This window comes from Methyloparacoccus murrellii (assembly GCF_054657115.1).
The window spans coordinates 1-15793 of record NZ_BAAHXD010000044.1; the positions used below are offsets into that span (position 1 = coordinate 1).

A 15793-nucleotide genomic window follows, 5' to 3' on the forward strand; every position below is an offset into this window, starting at 1 on the left:
CCGAGCCGGATAGGCACAAGGGCTGACTACACCGACATCCGTCCCATCCACCGACGGTGGATAACGGGGCGTCACCCCCAAGAATGGCCACACTTCGATTTTGTGTGTACCACGTCTTGTACCACCAAATCGAAAAAAGCCCTGTAGGGCCTTATTCTGCTGGATTCTCCACATTCTCGATAACCAGATCGAACTGGTGGAAATCTACGCGGAAAGCTCGGGCGTCTGGCGCGAGCGCAAGGCCATCATCGCCATGCCCGATCCCCGGGACAAGCGCTCATGAACGGCAACCGTCGTGCCGCTTGTCGGCGCTGGCCCCGGCCACCGCTGCGCCTGCTGGCGGGGCTGGCACTGTGCCTGGTCCCGTTGGCCACGGTGCTTGCCGCGGCCGTGCACCTGCAAAGCCTCGATTTCAACCTGCTGCCGGGTGATCGCCTCGAATTCGTGCTGGGTCTGGATGGGCCGGTGAGCACCCCGCGGGATTTCCAGACCGAGACCCCCAACCGGATCGTGCTCGACCTGCCCGGGGTCGGCAACGGTCTCAAGACGCGCGCGATGAACATCCAGCGCGCCGGTGTCCGCAGTCTCCAGGTGGTCGAGGCAGGCGGGCGCACCCGCCTGGTCTTCAATCTGGATGTCATGCAGCCCTATGGGATCCGCAATGCCGGCAACCGGCTGTATCTGACCCTGCAACCCGAGAGGACGCCCCCCGCGGGGATTGCCCGGCGCCCGTCGTCCGACCCGCTGGCCGGCACCCCGTCCGCTTATGCGGTCACCCGCGAGATCGGCAATGTCGATTTCCGTCGCGGCGAGCGGGGCGAGGGACGGTTGCTGATCACGCTGGGCGACCCCAAGGCCATGGCGGACATCCGCCGCGAAGGCCGCAAGGTGGTGGTGCGCCTGCCCGGCGCGACCCTGCCCGCGCGCCTGGTCCGCCGTCTGGACGTCATCGACTTCGCGACCCCCGTGCACTACATCGAGGCGCTTGCCGAAGGCGGTGGCGCCGGCATCGTCGTCACGCCGGTCAACGACCAGTACGAGTTCTCCTCCTACCAGTCCGGCGGGCTGCTGGCGGTGGAGTTCCGTGCCCTCACCGACAGGGAGCGGGATCAGGCCAGTCGCGGCAAGCCGATCACCTATGCGGGCAACAAGCTGACACTCAACTTCCAGGACATTGCCGTCCGCTCCGTCCTGCAGATCCTGGCCGACTTCACCAATGTCAACATCGTCGCCAGCGATACCGTCGAGGGCAACGTAACCCTGCGGCTGCAGGATGTGCCCTGGGACCAGGCGCTGGATCTGGTGCTGAAGTCCAAGGGGCTCGGCAAGCGCCAGGAGGGCAACATCATCCGCGTGGCGCCGCTGGAGGAGCTCAACAAGCAGGAGCAGGAAGAACTGGAGGCGCGGCAGGTGGTCGAGGAACTGGAGCCGCTGCGCACCGAGATCATCCAGGTCAATTACACCAAGGCGGAAGAGCTGAAGAAGATCATCCTCGGCGCCAGCGAGCGATCCGACAAATCCGTCACCGACATCAACCCGATCACCGGGCAGAAAACCACGGCGCGGACCACGGCCGTCGATGTCGGCCAGACCCTGCTTTCGCCGCGCGGCAATGTCACCACCGATCCGCGCACCAACCAGCTCATCGTCCACGAGACCAGCCGCAACCTGGAACGCATCCGCGACATGGTCGCCAAGCTGGACAAGCCGGTCCGGCAGGTGCTGGTGGAATCGCGGGTGGTGATCGCGACCAACGACTTCACCCGCGAACTGGGCGCGCGGCTGTCGCTGAACAGGGCGGGAGCGGTCAACGAATATTCCAAATACAAGAACGCCTACAACACCGATTACCCGATCACCCCGCCCGCCGACCAGGGCGGCGTCAGCGGCGATGCCCTGGTCGACCTGGCGTCCACCGCCGCCTCGGCCAGCGGGGGCTATTTCGGCGTGACCTTTCTCAAGGTCGGCGAATATCTCCTGGACCTGGAGTTGTCGGCGGCGCAGATCGACGGCAGGACCGAAATCATCTCGACGCCGAAGGTCGTCACCACCGATGGCGCCGAGGCCTACATCCTGCAGGGCCAGCAGATACCGTATTCGCAGAACAACGCCCTGGGCGCGTCCAACACGCAGTTCAAGGACGCGGTGCTGGAACTCAAGGTGACGCCGCACATCACGGCGGACGAGAACATCCTGATGGATCTGTCGGTCAAGAAGGACGCCGTGTCGGAGGCGCGCTACGCCAACAACAATCCGGGCATCGACAAGCGCGAAATCGTCACCAGCGCCCAGGTTTCCAACGGCGATACCATGGTGCTGGGTGGCGTTTTCGAGGGAGACAAGGTGGATCGGACCGACAAGGTTCCCTTCCTCGGCGACCTGCCGGGCGTCGGCTTCATGTTCCGCAAGAGCATTACCCGCGATAACAAGCGGGAGCTTCTGATCTTCATCACGCCCAAGATCGTCGGCTCGGAACTGGTCCGCCGCTGACCCCGGGGCCGGGGAGGGAGGGGCGGGAGGCGTCCCGGGGGACGCCTCCCGGGCCGGTTACTCGGCTGACTGGCTGTCGCGAGCGGCGGCGGGCTGGTCGGGCGCGGACGCGTCGGCCTCGGCCTCGCGCCGGGCCGGTTCGACGACCATCGGCACAGCCATCGGGGGGGACTCCGTGGCCTGGATTTCCGCCATCGCCATCGGCGCGGCATCGGCCACCTCCGGGGTGTCCAGGTCAGTCTCGAACGGGGCCGGCGCGGCTTCGGCCGTCGCCGCCGCAGGGTTGGCTGGCGGCCGCAGCGGGATGCGGCGGTCGCGCCGGCTGCGGTTGCGGCGACGGGGCAGCCGGCGGGATGATTCCGGCGTCTCCTCGTCGGCGCTCAAGGCCGCCTCCTCCGTGGATTCCGCCTCGGGCAGGGACGTGGCCAGGGTGGCAGCCGCAGTGTCGTCGATTTCGCTGGCGGCTTCCGCTGCCGTTGCCGCTTCCGGCGCATCGTCGTCGAAGCGGACCACGACATCCTCGGTCTCGGGAATTTCCGGCGCCCGGTCCTCGCCCGGCGCCCGCATGCCGCGATGGCGGGGTGAGCGGGAGGTGCGGATGCTCTGCTGCCACTCGGGCGCCGACGGCGTTTCGGGCCGGATTGCCGTCGCTTCGGCGGCCGTTTCGTCCACTGCCGCTGTCTCGCTTGCGATGTCAGGCGTCAGGCTGGCGGTCTCGCCATCCGCCATCGCCTTGCCGGGACCCGCTTCACCAGCACGCCCGGGTTCGCCCTCGCCGCGCCGTCCCCGGCGGCGGCGGCCGTTGCGGCGGCTACCCTCGCGCGGCCGGCGCTCGCCTTCCAGGCCGTCATCGAGCTGGCCGCCGGTCCCGGGCGAGACATCCTCAGCGGTGTGATCGACCGGGAGCGTCTCCTCCGCGACGGGCGCCAGCGATGTCTTGGGTTCTTCCCCGCGCCGGCCGCCGCGGGCCTGGCGTTCCTGACGGTCGGAGCGGTCGGAGCGGTCGGAACGGTCGGAACGGTCGGAACGGTCGGAACGGTCGGAACGGTCGGAACGGTCGGAACGGTCGGAACGGTCGGAACGGTCGGAACGGTCGGAACGGTCGGGGCGCTGCTCACGGTCCACGCGATCCGCGCGGCGCTGGGCGGGGGCTGGTGCCGGTCGGCGCTGGGTGGATGCTTGTGGTTCGACGGTTTCCAGCGGCGTCATGGGCTCGGGGCCTTCTTCCTCCACCCGGGTTCCGGTCAGGAGTGTGATGAAGCGCTTGAACAGGCTGCCACCGCTGCGTCCGGGGGCGGCCGGTGCCAGGCCGCGCTGGGGTACCGGCTGGTCGGGGAGGAACTCCTTGACCGCGGGCTCGACCGGGCCACCGCTGGACTGGCGGGTATAGTGGTCGGTTTCCACCGGCACCGGCCGGGCGATCTGGTAGCTGGGTGTCTTTTCGTCCTCGTCCCCCGCATCGGAGCCGCGCACGCGCTGGATGTCGTAGGCCGGTGTCTCCAGATGCCTGCTGGGTATGATCAGCACCGCGACGTTGTGCCGTTTCTCGATGTCGTTGACGCTCTGGCGCTTCTCGTTGAGCAGGTAGGTGGCCGAATCGACCGGCAGGTAGGCGATGACCTTGGCGGTATTCTTCTTGATCGCCTCTTCCTCGATGATGCGCAGCACCGACAGGGCCAGCGATTCCACGCTGCGGATGCTGCCCTGGCCGCTGCAGCGCGGGCAGGTGAGGAGGCTGGATTCGCCCAGCGACGGCCGCAGGCGCTGGCGCGACATTTCCAGCAGCCCGAAGCGCGAGATGCGGCCCAGCTGGATGCGCGCCCGGTCCATCTTTACCGCCTCGCGCAGGCGATTCTCGACGGCCCGTTGATTGCGGGCCGCCATCATGTCGATGAAGTCGATCACGAACAGGCCACCAAGGTCGCGCAGGCGCAGCTGGCGGGCGATTTCGTCGGCGGCTTCAAGGTTGGTGTTGAGCGCGGTTTCCTCGATGTCCCCGCCCTTGGTGGCGCGGGCCGAGTTGATGTCGATCGCGGTCAGGGCCTCCGAGTGATCGATGACGATGGCGCCGCCGGACGGCAGGGGCACCTCGCGGCAGTAGGCCAGCTCGATCTGGCTCTCGATCTGGTAACGGTTGAACAGCGGGACGTTGTCCTGGTAGTGGCGCGCCTTGTTGATGAACTGCGGCATCACCTGCTGCAGGAAACTCCTGACCAGCTTGAAGGTACCGGGGTGGTCGATGAGGATCTCGTCGATGTCGCCGCGCAGGTGATCGCGCAGGGCGCGGATGATGACGTTGCTCTCCTGGAACACCAGCAGCGGCGCCGGCTTTTCCCGTGCCGAGCGCTCGATGGCATCCCACAGTTGCAGCAGGTAGTTGAGATCCCATTGCAGCTCCTCCACCGATTTGCCGCCACCCGCGGTGCGGATGATCAGGCCCATGCCTTCCGGGACCTGCAGCGCGGCCATGACCTCGCGCATGTCGGTGCGGGTATCGCCCTCGATGCGGCGGGAGATGCCGCCGGCGCGCGGGTTGTTGGGCATCAGCACCAGGTAGCTGCCGGCCAGGCTGATATAGGTGGTCAGCGCCGCACCCTTGGTGCCGCGTTCCTCCTTCTCGACCTGGATCAGCAGCTCTTGGCCTTCCTTCAGGTATTCCTTGATGTCGCGGCGGCTGACTTCCTGCTCGGGTGGCAGGCCGAGATAGGCCGGGACGATCTCCTTGAACGGCAGGAAGCCATGGCGTTCCGAGCCGAAATTGACGAAGGCGGCTTCCAGGCTGGGCTCGACCCGGCTGATGACGCCTTTGTAGATGTTGGCCTTTTTCTGCTCCCGGGAAGGAACCTCGATGTCAAAGTCGTAGAGTTTCTGGCCATCCACCAGCGCGACCCGGAGTTCTTCCGGTTGCGTGGCATTGATCAACATTCTTTTCATTCACTAATCCTTTAGCGTCCCGAGGCAACCGATTCCTCCGGTCGCGCACAGCCTGCTGTCGTTCAGACACGGGGGCGGGGGTGATCGTCACCGACGGGGCCCTCTGCTGCGTGCAGCCTCGTAAATCCGGGTAGCTGCACCCACCGACGGGTTCGTCCTGGCGGGTGGATACACGTGTTGCCTCTCGGGTCGCGTGCGGCGCGCTCGTCATGGGTCGAGCGGTAAAACCCTTGTCTGTCGATGATTCGCTTTCCCGCCGCCATGCGCCGCGCCGCATGGCGCGCTCAGGTCGACGGAAGCACTGCGGGATTCAAACAGGTACAGACCGGGCTGATCCGGTCATGTGCCGGGGCCACAGCGGACTGTACATATCGGAATTCTTGGGGGAGGGTCATCCTGGTCGGGCAGCATGGCTTCACCCCCGCGAGAGAAGCGGATGCCGTTGTTTTCATGATTTTTCCGACCGGCGTCGCCGATGCCATGCAAACGTCACAACCCACCGCGCGCCACTATAGCAACGGGGAATGGAATCATCAATTTAATCCTTGCAGCTGTTATGATTTCCGGATGACAAACCCTTTGGCCAATGCGGCGGTGCAATGGATCGAGGTCGACGCCGAGCACGCCGGCCAGCGCATCGACAACTACCTGCTGACCCGTCTCAAGGGTGTCCCCAAGAGCCACATCTACCGCATTCTCCGGACCGGCGAGGTGCGCCGCAACGGCGGTCGCGTCAAGGCGCAGGATCGGCTGGATGGCGGCGATGTGCTGCGGGTGCCACCGATACGCCTGGCCGAGCGCGCCACCGAGACCCTGCCGCTCAACCTGCTCCGCGCCCGGATCGAGCCCCGCATCCTGTTCGAGGACGACGACCTCCTGGTTCTGAACAAGCCTTCCGGCATGGCCGTGCATGGCGGCAGCGGTCTGAGCTATGGCGTCATCGAGGCGCTGCGCGAGCTACGGCCCGCCGCCCGTTTCCTGGAACTGGTCCACCGGCTCGACCGCGAAACCTCGGGCTGCCTGCTCATTGCCAAGAAGCGCAGCGCGCTCAGGGCCCTGCACGAGCAGTTTCGCGAGGACGACGTCAACAAGGTCTACCTGGCCTTGCTGGTCGGCGCCTGGGCCAGGAATCGCCTCATGGTCGATGCGCCCCTGCGGAAGAATGTCCTGCAGAGCGGCGAGCGCCTGGTGCGGGTCGCGCCCGACGGCAAGTCGGCTATCACCGAGTTCCGCCGGCTGGAGCGCTATGCCCGGGCTACGCTGGTGGAGGCCCGGCCGGTCACCGGCCGCACGCACCAGATCCGCGTGCATGCCCGGCACATCGGGCACCCCCTGGCCGGCGACGCGCGTTACACGCCGGAGGAGGCCAACCGCGAGTTTCGCCGACATGGCCTCAAGCGCCTGTTCCTGCATGCGTGCCGGACCACCTTCCTGCATCCGCGCCGGCAGCAGCCCCTGAGCGTGGAGGCGCCGCTGGACGATGAGCTGGCGCAGGTGCTGCGGGAGCTGCCCCGGTGAGACCGGCCTACGATCTGATTGTCTTCGACTGGGATGGCACCCTGTTCGATTCGGTCGGCTGGATCGTCGACTGCATCCAGCGGGCGGCGCTGGCCAGCGACAGGGCCGTGCCCAGCGAGCAGGCGGCGCGTTCGGTGATCGGGCTCAGCCTGCAACAGGCGATGGCGGCGCTGTATCCCGGCTCGAACGAGGTCGAGATGCAGCGGTTCGTCGCCCACTACCGCACCCTCTACCACGCGCCCCCGGGCGCTTCCCTGCAGGTCTTCGCGGGCGTGTCGGAGCTGTTGACGGCCCTGCGCGCCCAGGGCTACAAGCTCGGCCTGGCCACCGGCAAGGCCCGTTCGGGCCTGGAGCATGCGCTTCAGGCGACCGGCATGGGCGGCTACTTCGACGCCACCCGCTGCGCCGACGAGACCGCCTCCAAGCCGCACCCGCGCATGCTGCACGAGTTGCTGGAGCAACTGAGCGTCCCGCGCCGGCGCGCGTTGCTGGTAGGGGATTCCCTGCACGACCTGCGCATGGCCCGCAATGCCGGCGTCGATGCCGTCGCGGTGAGCTGTGGCGCCAACACGCCGGAGGAACTGGCGGAACTCGCGCCGCTGGCCTGTCTCGAAGGCCCGAGTGCGCTTTACTCCTTCCTGAATGGATAGACCGATGTCCGACACACCCGCTGAACCCACATCCACCGGCAGCAACCGGCAGCCGGAAAGCCCGCTCTGGGAGCGGCAGACCCTGGAGAAGGTGCTCCTTGCCTCGGTGGAGGAACAGCGCCAGGCGCGGCGCTGGGGCATCTTCTTCAAATCCCTGCTGGCGCTCTACCTGGGCGTCGCCGCCTGGATGACCTTGAAGCCGCTGGATGGCCGCTCGGAGAGCGGCGGCCACACGGCGGTCATCGACGTCGCCGGCATCATCGCGCCCGGCCAGCTGGCCAGCGCCGACAATATCATCGAGGGCCTGCGCGACGCCGTCGACGACCGCAAGACCCGCGGCATCATCCTGCGCATGAACAGCCCCGGCGGCAGCCCGGTGCAGTCCGCCTATGTCTGGGCGGAAATCCGGCGCATCAAGAAGGAGAAGCCCGAGCTGCCGATCCATGCCGTCGTTGCCGACCTGTGCGCCTCCGGCTGCTACTACATCGCTTCGGCCGCCGACAGGATCTATGTCAGTCCCGCCAGTGTGGTGGGTTCCATCGGCGTCATCATGGGCAGCTTCGGCTTCGTCGACACCATGAAGATGCTGGGGGTCGAGCGCCGCATCATGACCGCCGGCGAGCACAAGGCCCTGCTCGATCCCTTCGCCCCGGTCGACCCGGTGGCCCGGCAGCACATGCAGGGTGTGCTCGGCCAGGTGCACCAGCAGTTCATCGACGCCGTCAGGCAGGGGCGGGGCCAGCGGCTCAAGGAAAATCCGCAGATGTTCTCCGGCCTCATCTGGACCGGCGCCGAGGGCATCACGCTGGGGCTGGCGGACGAACTGGGCGATACCCGCCAGGTGGCCGAGAAGGTCATCGGCGCGGAAAAGCTGATCGACTTCAATCCGGACGAAAACATGCTGGATCGTCTGAGCCGGCGGTTCGGCGCGGCGGTCGGCGGCGTCCTGCTGGAGTCGCTCATGGGTGGCCTCGGCGCGCCCCGCTAGCAGGTGCCGGCATGGCCAAGGCTTTCGACATCCTCGAGAGAAGGCCTGTTTACCGGGGTTTTTTCAAGCTCACGGCCTATCGTCTTCGCCATACCCTGTACGCCGGTGGCTGGAGCCAGCCGATCGAACGCGAGCTGTTCCACCGCGGCCGCTGCGTTGCGGTGCTGCCCTACGATCCGGCCACGGAGACGGTTCTGCTGATCGAGCAGTTCCGCATCGGCGCGGTGGCGGGCGCGGCAACGCCCTGGCTGCTGGAGATCGTCGCCGGCGCGGTCGAGCCGGGCGAAAGTCCCGAGGACGTGGCGCGCCGCGAGGCACTGGAAGAGGCCGGCTGCCGTCTGGACAGCCTGCTGCGCATCGGCGAGTTCTACACCACGCCGGGCGGCTGCTCGGAAAGGGTCACCATCTTCTGCGGGCTGGTGTCGCAGCCCCTGCAGCCCGGCCTCCATGGGCTGGCCGAGGAGGGCGAGGATATCCGCGCCCTGGTCGCCGGCTTGGACGAGGCACTGATGTGGGTGGAAAACGGCCAGATCGATTCCGCGGTGCCGGCGCTGGCGCTGCAATGGCTGGCCCTGAACCGCGCGCGTCTGTCCGCCGTGCGCGCGTGACCCGACATTGGCCCGGGTGCGGGATATGCCGCACCCGGGTGTGGCATATCCCGCAGTTCTGCCGCATGCGGTATGCGGCATCCTTGTAACCCCATGATATTCATGGCGGTTTTTCGGGGCATGAAATGTGCCTGTAGCAGGGCCTTAGTCGCTGCCGGACCGATGATGAGACACAATCTCGATAGCTATCGCGCCCCTGCCCACCGGTTTCCGCGGGCACTTTTGCTGCTGGGGGCCATGCTGGCCACCCGGGCGCAGGCGCTGACCGGCGGGGTATCGGCTGGCCAGCCGGCGACGCCGGCGGTCCTCGTGCAGGTAGGGCCGGATGGCACCATCGACCTGGAAGCCCGCTCCGTGCCCATCGGCCAGGTTCTGGAAGCCTTGGCGCAGCGCTTGTCGGTGCCCATCCATTACCAGGCGGCGCCGCCGCAGCCGGTTGCCATTGCCTGCCATGCGCGGGGGCTGGAGGCGGTGCTGCGCTGCGCGCTGGGGACCGGTGCCGATCTGGCCTTTGCCTATGCGGGCGGGGCAGGGGATGCTGATCGCCGGCCGGCCAGCGTCAAGGTGCTGGCTTCGACCTTCGACGAATTCCCGGCAACGGCCGGGGCGCAGGCCCATCCCGTCCCGGGCGAGGCGCTGCCTGCACGCGAGACGCCACCGCGGCTGGCTGCCGGCGAATCCCTGGATGCGCTGCTCGGCGACACGCACAACGCCGATCCCGAATTGCGGGCGCAGGCGCTCGAAAGGCTGCGCCAGGCGCCGGGCGCCGACGAGGCTACCCTGCGGGCAGCCTACCAGGCCGCACTGTCGGATCCGAACGGGGATGTGCGGGCGGAAGCCCTGACCGGCATGGCCCTGCTGGACGAGGAGCACAGCTTCGGGCTGCTGAGCTCCGCCATGCTGGATGGCGATGCTTCGGTGCGGCTGGCCGCGCTCGACAACCTGGAGCTGGATCGCCGCAGCCGTGCCATTTACCGGACGGCGCTGGGGGATCCCGATGAATCGGTCCGCGAACTGGCTGCCTTGAGACTGGGGCTGGAGTGACCGCCGCCTTGCCCGCCAACCGATCTGCCGAGGGAACGACCATGAACCGAACCACGGGTTTCCGCTTATCCGGCCTCGTCTGGCGCAGCCTGCTTGCGGCGGGCGCCGGTGCCTTGCTGGCCTCTCCCGCCTGGGCGCACAGCCTGCGCGGCACCCTCGGCACGGCGCCCGATGCGGTGGCCCAGTACACGCTGGACTGCTATCCGGTGGGAGGCTATGCCACCGAGGGTTTTGTTTTCAGCATCAACGCCCGGACTCGCAATCGCCCCTATACCCTCAAGGCCGTCGTCAGCAAGGGCAATGCAACTGTCGAGGCGACCGATCCGGCCAATGGCGATCTCAAGCCGGGTCTCACCCGGATACTCAACGGCAGGGACGGCACCTACCTGGTCAGTGTGGTCAAGGTGCCCAGCGGCGCCAAGCCCGCCAAGGGCAACATGGTGTTCGACTTCGAGCATCATTGCCAGGCCGCCAATGGCTTCCATACCGGCACGACCACGCCGACCAAGATCCAGATGAAAGCCGCCGGCCTGCATGCGTTTTCCGGCACCATCGGCGCAGGCTCCGCGGCGGTTGCCCGCTACCGGGTCATCTGCGCGCCGGAGGCGGGTCGCGCCACCGCCCGCTACGGCTTCCGCGTGAAGGCGGAAAGCAAGAATCGCAATTTCGGCGTGAAACTGGCGGTGGCCAAGGATGGGCTCACGGCCGAGGCCATCGACTACCTGTCCGGGGACAGCGCCGACAGCGGCGGCTGGACCTATCTCGAGGCAGGCGACGGCAGCTATGACCTGACGCTCGGCAAGATCGCCGAGGCCGGTGGGCCGACCAAAGGCAAGATGGTTTTCAAGGTCGAGAATACCTGCGAGTCCGTGGAGGCAGGTCTGAATTCGGCCATCTCGCTACCCATCAAGCGGTGAAAACCGGGAAACGATTCCTGTCCAAGGCCGGCGTCTTACGGGGCTGGTCTCCATAACGGCAATGAAGGCAAGTTCATGAAGAAAACCGCACTATCGGCAGGCCTGTTGTGCATCTGGCTGATATCGCTTGATGCTGAAGCGCATCAGCTCAACGGGCTCATCGCCAATGGGGCGACCGCCAACGCCCGCTACTCTCTGGTCTGTTATGACGATGGCAATGGCGCACCGGACAGATTGTTTTTCAACATCGAGGGAAAAACCTCTAGCGCGCCCTATACCGTATCCCTGACCGTGCGCAAAACGGTCGATGGCCAGGAGCTGAGGGCGGGACCCTTGGTCGACAAGGAAAACGGGGATGGCAAATCCAGCCCGTCAGGCTGGCTGTCGGGTGGGCCAGGCACCTACTACCTGGATATCGACAAGGTGGGCAGCAAGACCACGGGCGCCATGACGTTCAGCATTGATTATCATTGCGAGACCGCCGGTGGAGTTGATCACACCGGCACGGAAACACCTATTCGTCTCAAGGGTAATGATTCGTCCGGTCCCGTAGACCCTGAAAATCCCGAGAAGCCCGAAAATCCCGAGAAACCGGCAACACCCAAGTATTCCAAGCTGACCGGATCACTCGCAAAGCTCGGCATCGAGAAAACCTATGTGGCCAGCTGTGCCGCCAACCAGAAGGGTGCCACGGACCGTCTCTGGTTCCAGGTGCGTGCCGCAACCAAGAACCGGCCTTACAAGCTCCAGCTGGCGGTCAGCAAGGACGATCAGCTGGTTACCGTTACCGATCCTGTCAATGGCGACAGGGAATTCGGTGCATGGGATTCGCTCCCGGGTGGCGACGGCGAGTATCAGCTGAAGCTGGTGAAGGTGCCCGACGAGGAGGGCGGCAGCACCCGGGGCAACATGGCCTTCGCGGTGCAGTACAGCTGTGAATCGGCAACCGGCGCCAAGACCAGGACCAGGAACGCCAAGATCAGGAAATGAACCCGCCCGCCAGGCGTCGGGCGGCCCCGGGTCGAGGCCGGCGCCGGGTGGACCGATGTTGTCCATCGCACCCGTCGTCCCATACAGGATCACCATGGCCATGAAATTGAATCCAGGCACCAGTCTGCTCGTCTCCATGCTGTCGCTCCCCATCGCTCAGGCGTCCGAGCTCAAGGCCGGCGATATCGCGCCGCAGTGCGATCTGCACGCCCTGGCCAGCCCGGACCGGAAAGGTTTCGAGCAGTACAAGGGCAAGGTGCTCTACGTGGACTTCTGGGCCTCCTGGTGTGGTCCCTGTGCCCAATCGTTCCCGTTCATGAACAAGCTGCACCAGGAACTCAAGGGCAAGGGCCTCGAGATCATCGGCATCAACCTCGACGAAGAGGCGACGGACGCCGAGGGTTTCCTGAAGAAGACACCGGCGCAGTTCACCATCCTGGCGGACAACAGCGGCGAGTGCCCGCAGAAGTTCGGCGTCAAGGCGATGCCGTCAACCTATCTCATCGACCGCAACGGGGTCGTCCGGGAAGTCCATCTGGGCTTCAAGCCCGGCGAGGCGGAACAGTTCCGCGAGCAGGTGGAAGCCCTGCTGGCTGCGCGTTGACCGACACGCCGCCGCGCGTCTGCCACCGGTCTAGCCGCCGCCAGTCTCCCCGGGTCACGCCAGCCCGCCGATCATGAGCCGACTGCTGCCGCTGGCCATTCGCCGTGCCCTGCCGCTGGCCTGCATGGCCGCGCTGCTGTGCGGCTGCAGCCCGGTGCAGCCCTGGGAGCGCGGTACCCTCGCCAAACCGCACATGGCCCTCCAGCCTTTCCCCGTCCAGGCCGCGTTCCGCGAGCATATCTACGGCTCGCGCGAGGCCGCTTCCGGTGGCACGGCCTCCGCGGGCGGCGGCGGCTGCGGCTGTTACTAGCACGACCCCGGACGCCCGCCTGACGAATCCGCCGTGATCAAGACCCTCGTACGCGCCCTGCGGCAAGCCGGCCTGCGCCCCCGGGTGGCGGAGCCGTGCTTGCGTCTGCGCCGCCTGGCGGTTGCCGCCGCGCCGCCGGTGTCCCTGCCAGCGCCGCCGGCCACCGGTGAGCGCGCGGGACTCAGGGCCCTGACGGCGGCCGCCCTGGCGCTGCCCGGCCTGGCCCAGGCACCCGCCGCCACCGCCGCGCCCGGCGATGCCGCGTCGTTCGAGTACGGTTACTACAAGCAGACGCCCTGGAAGCTGCTGGGCGGACTCAAGAGCCAGTACAGTCCGCTGCAGGTGGACAACATCGAAGCGAACGGCATGATCACGCTGGAGGATCGCTGGAAGTTCGGCTTCAACTACGCCCAGGACACCTGGTCCGGGGCGACGCCGGTGGCCTCGGCGCCCTACGCGCTGGGTGGCAACAACCCCACGCCGGCAGGCGCCTCGCCGCTGATCCGCGGCAATGGCTCCATCCTCTATGACCGCAACCTGTCGCCCTACGCGCTGGACGAGGAAACCGCGACCTATGTGCCGGACAACCGGCTGGTGCAGACGGTGGCCTCGGCTTCGGTGGAAGTCCGCAACCAGGGCGATTTCCGGCTCGGCTACGAATGGGACGAGGCGGCGGTCAACGTGGGCGGCGGCGTTTCCCAGGAGCCGGACTACAACTCCGCCTTCGGCAGCCTCAATGGCCGGATGGACTTCAACCAGAAGCTGACCTCCGCCAACCTGGGGCTCAGCTACACCAACAGCGATATCTACGCCCTGATCAATCCGCTCTATGCGCCCTACGTCAACAAGTCCTACTACGCCAGCCGCGGGCAGATCCAGACCGAGACCGACGCCAACGGCGGGGTGACGCAGCATCTGACCGGCAACCGGCAGGACTGGGCGACCCACCTCAGCGTGGCGCAGGTGATGAACAAGGACCTGCTGCTGGAATCCGGCATCGGCTTCACCCGCAGCACCGGCTTCCTCGCCAATCCCTACAAGGCGGTGGACATGCTGTATGTCGACACCAACAGTGCGCCCTTCATCGGTCCCGACTTCGGCCTGCCGGACCTTTGGGCGCCGGTGGTCGAGGGCGTCATCGAGCGTCGCCCTGAGGAGCGTAATCAGGGCATCTGGGACATCCGCCTGGTGCAGTACGTCGACGCGCTGGATGCCTCGCTGCACGGCGGCTACCGCTTCTTCATCGACAGCTGGGGTATCTCGGCGCATACCTTTGATGTCGACTGGGTGCAGCCGATCGGCGAATGGTCGGTCACGCCGCGTTTCCGCTATTACTCGCAGAACGCCGCATCCTTCTACGAGCCCTATTTCCTGTTCTCCGGCGCCGCGCCGACCGCCCCCTCGGGACAGTTCAATCTGGCCGGCGTGCCGCTGGACGCCTATTCCAGCGATTACCGGCTGTCCGCCTACGGCGCCCTCAGTACCGGCGTGACCGTGGCCCGGCCGCTGGGCAAGGCGCTGGCCTTCGAGGCCGGATTCGAGTTCTACACCCACTCGGGCGATCTGCGCCTGGGCGGAGCCGGGCTCGGCAGCTGGTCGAACTTCGACTACTACCAGTTCAATGCGGCCCTCAAGGTCGACCTGTCGGCCGCCAGCACCGCCAGCCTGGATCTGGGCGACGACCCGCACGCGCATCATCACCATCACCACGAGGATCATCGCCAGCAGCACCTTGGCATGGATGCGCCTTCCGGCATCCTCTTCAACCATATGCTGGCCAAGGCCGGCGACACCATGGTCGGCGTGCGCTATTCCTACATGCTACAGCAGGGCGGCATGTACCAGGGCACCCGCCCCGTCGGCGACCTGGAGATCGTCAACCGGGGCTGCGGTCCCTTCATCAAGTGCACGTACAAGCCCAGGGAAATGGACATGAGCATGGCCATGCTGGACCTCATGTACGCGCCGACCGACTGGCTGACCCTGATGCTGATGCCGCAGTTCATGAGCATGGACATGCACCTGACCCGCCTGGACGGTGCGCCGCCACCCAGTCCGGAGGACATCCACGCCTCCCACGGCGGCAACCCCTTCCATTCCACCGGCGGCGTCGGCGACATCGTCATGGCCGGCATGGTCAAACTCCACGAGGAGCCGGGCCACAAGGTGCATCTGACCCTGGGTTTCACCGCACCCACCGGCAGCGTCAACGAGCGCGTCAACGGCAACTCCGAGTTCGAGCATTACGGCATGCAGCTCGGCAGCGGTACCTGGAGCATCTGGCCCAGCCTCAGCTACAACGGCTACGAGGGCGACTTCAACTGGGGCACGCAGCTCAGCACTCTGGCTCCGCTGGAGAGCTACAACGATTCCGGCTTCGCCTTCGGCACCCTGTTCCAGACCACCGCCTGGGGCGGCTACCAGATCAAGGACTGGCTGTCCGGCTCGCTGCGGGCGCTGTATACCTTCCAGGACGCCATCGACGGCCAGTACCCCAAGCCCTTCGTGCCCACCGGGCCCATGGACACCCCGCAGAGCTACGGCGGCCAGTATCTCGACATCGGTTTCGGCCTCAATGCCATGGTCATGTCCGGGGACTTCGCGGGCAACCATTTCGGCATCGAATGGCTGCAACCCGCCTACAACGACTACAACGGCTACCAGATGGAGCGCACCGGCACGCTGTGGGCCTCATGGGGTCTGTCCTTCTGATCCAGCGGCCGATCGCGAGCATCTGGCC

Annotated in this window: 12 protein-coding genes; 11 read left to right on the forward strand and 1 reads right to left on the reverse strand. The window is 66.5% G+C overall.

Features of this window, described 5'->3' with window-relative positions; all coding sequences use genetic code 11:
- The first annotated feature begins 279 nt into the window (after window positions 1-279).
- On the forward strand, window positions 280-2490 hold the full coding sequence (locus ACYQ1H_RS12170; RefSeq protein ID WP_460028311.1) for a type IV pilus secretin PilQ: 2211 nt from the start codon (window positions 280-282) through the stop codon (window positions 2488-2490).
- A 57-nt stretch (window positions 2491-2547) separates the two neighbouring features.
- On the opposite strand, the gene ACYQ1H_RS12175 is transcribed toward ACYQ1H_RS12170, so the two are convergent.
- Window positions 2548-5424: an Rne/Rng family ribonuclease gene (locus ACYQ1H_RS12175; RefSeq protein WP_460028312.1), complete on the reverse strand. Its 2877-nt coding sequence runs from the start codon at window positions 5422-5424 to the stop codon at window positions 2548-2550.
- Window positions 5425-5991: 567 nt separating this feature from the next.
- Here ACYQ1H_RS12175 and rluC point away from each other — a divergent pair.
- From rluC to ACYQ1H_RS12225, 10 genes are all read left to right on the forward strand, one after another.
- Window positions 5992-6942 (forward strand): 23S rRNA pseudouridine(955/2504/2580) synthase RluC, encoded by a 951-nt coding sequence (rluC, locus tag ACYQ1H_RS12180; RefSeq protein ID WP_460028313.1) that lies wholly within the window; start codon window positions 5992-5994, stop codon window positions 6940-6942.
- Entirely contained in the window at window positions 6939-7592 is a 654-nt protein-coding gene (locus ACYQ1H_RS12185) for an HAD family hydrolase (protein ID WP_460028314.1), read from the forward strand. Before rluC ends, ACYQ1H_RS12185 begins: the two co-directional genes overlap by 4 nt.
- Window positions 7593-7596: 4 nt before the next feature.
- Window positions 7597-8580 carry a S49 family peptidase gene (locus ACYQ1H_RS12190; RefSeq protein ID WP_460028315.1) on the forward strand — a complete coding sequence of 328 codons (984 nt, stop codon included), beginning with the start codon at window positions 7597-7599 and terminating at the stop codon, window positions 8578-8580.
- An 11-nt stretch (window positions 8581-8591) separates the two neighbouring features.
- Complete coding sequence (locus ACYQ1H_RS12195) at window positions 8592-9188, forward strand: NUDIX domain-containing protein (RefSeq protein ID WP_460028316.1); 597 nt, start codon at window positions 8592-8594, stop codon at window positions 9186-9188.
- A 162-nt stretch (window positions 9189-9350) separates the two neighbouring features.
- Window positions 9351-10232, forward strand: a complete 882-nt coding sequence (locus ACYQ1H_RS12200; protein WP_460028317.1) for a hypothetical protein — start codon at window positions 9351-9353, stop codon at window positions 10230-10232.
- A gap of 41 nt (window positions 10233-10273) precedes the next feature.
- Window positions 10274-11149 carry a hypothetical protein gene (locus tag ACYQ1H_RS12205; protein WP_460028318.1) on the forward strand — a complete coding sequence of 292 codons (876 nt, stop codon included), beginning with the start codon at window positions 10274-10276 and terminating at the stop codon, window positions 11147-11149.
- A gap of 75 nt (window positions 11150-11224) precedes the next feature.
- Window positions 11225-12139: a hypothetical protein gene (locus ACYQ1H_RS12210; RefSeq protein ID WP_460028319.1), complete on the forward strand. Its 915-nt coding sequence runs from the start codon at window positions 11225-11227 to the stop codon at window positions 12137-12139.
- Window positions 12140-12239: 100 nt separating this feature from the next.
- Window positions 12240-12743 carry a TlpA disulfide reductase family protein gene (locus ACYQ1H_RS12215; RefSeq protein WP_460028320.1) on the forward strand — a complete coding sequence of 168 codons (504 nt, stop codon included), beginning with the start codon at window positions 12240-12242 and terminating at the stop codon, window positions 12741-12743.
- Between the two features lie 73 nt (window positions 12744-12816).
- Window positions 12817-13053 carry a DUF4266 domain-containing protein gene (locus ACYQ1H_RS12220; RefSeq protein ID WP_460028321.1) on the forward strand — a complete coding sequence of 79 codons (237 nt, stop codon included), beginning with the start codon at window positions 12817-12819 and terminating at the stop codon, window positions 13051-13053.
- Between the two features lie 33 nt (window positions 13054-13086).
- On the forward strand, window positions 13087-15765 hold the full coding sequence (locus ACYQ1H_RS12225; protein WP_460028322.1) for a DUF3570 domain-containing protein: 2679 nt from the start codon (window positions 13087-13089) through the stop codon (window positions 15763-15765).
- Window positions 15766-15793: the final 28 nt, after the last annotated feature.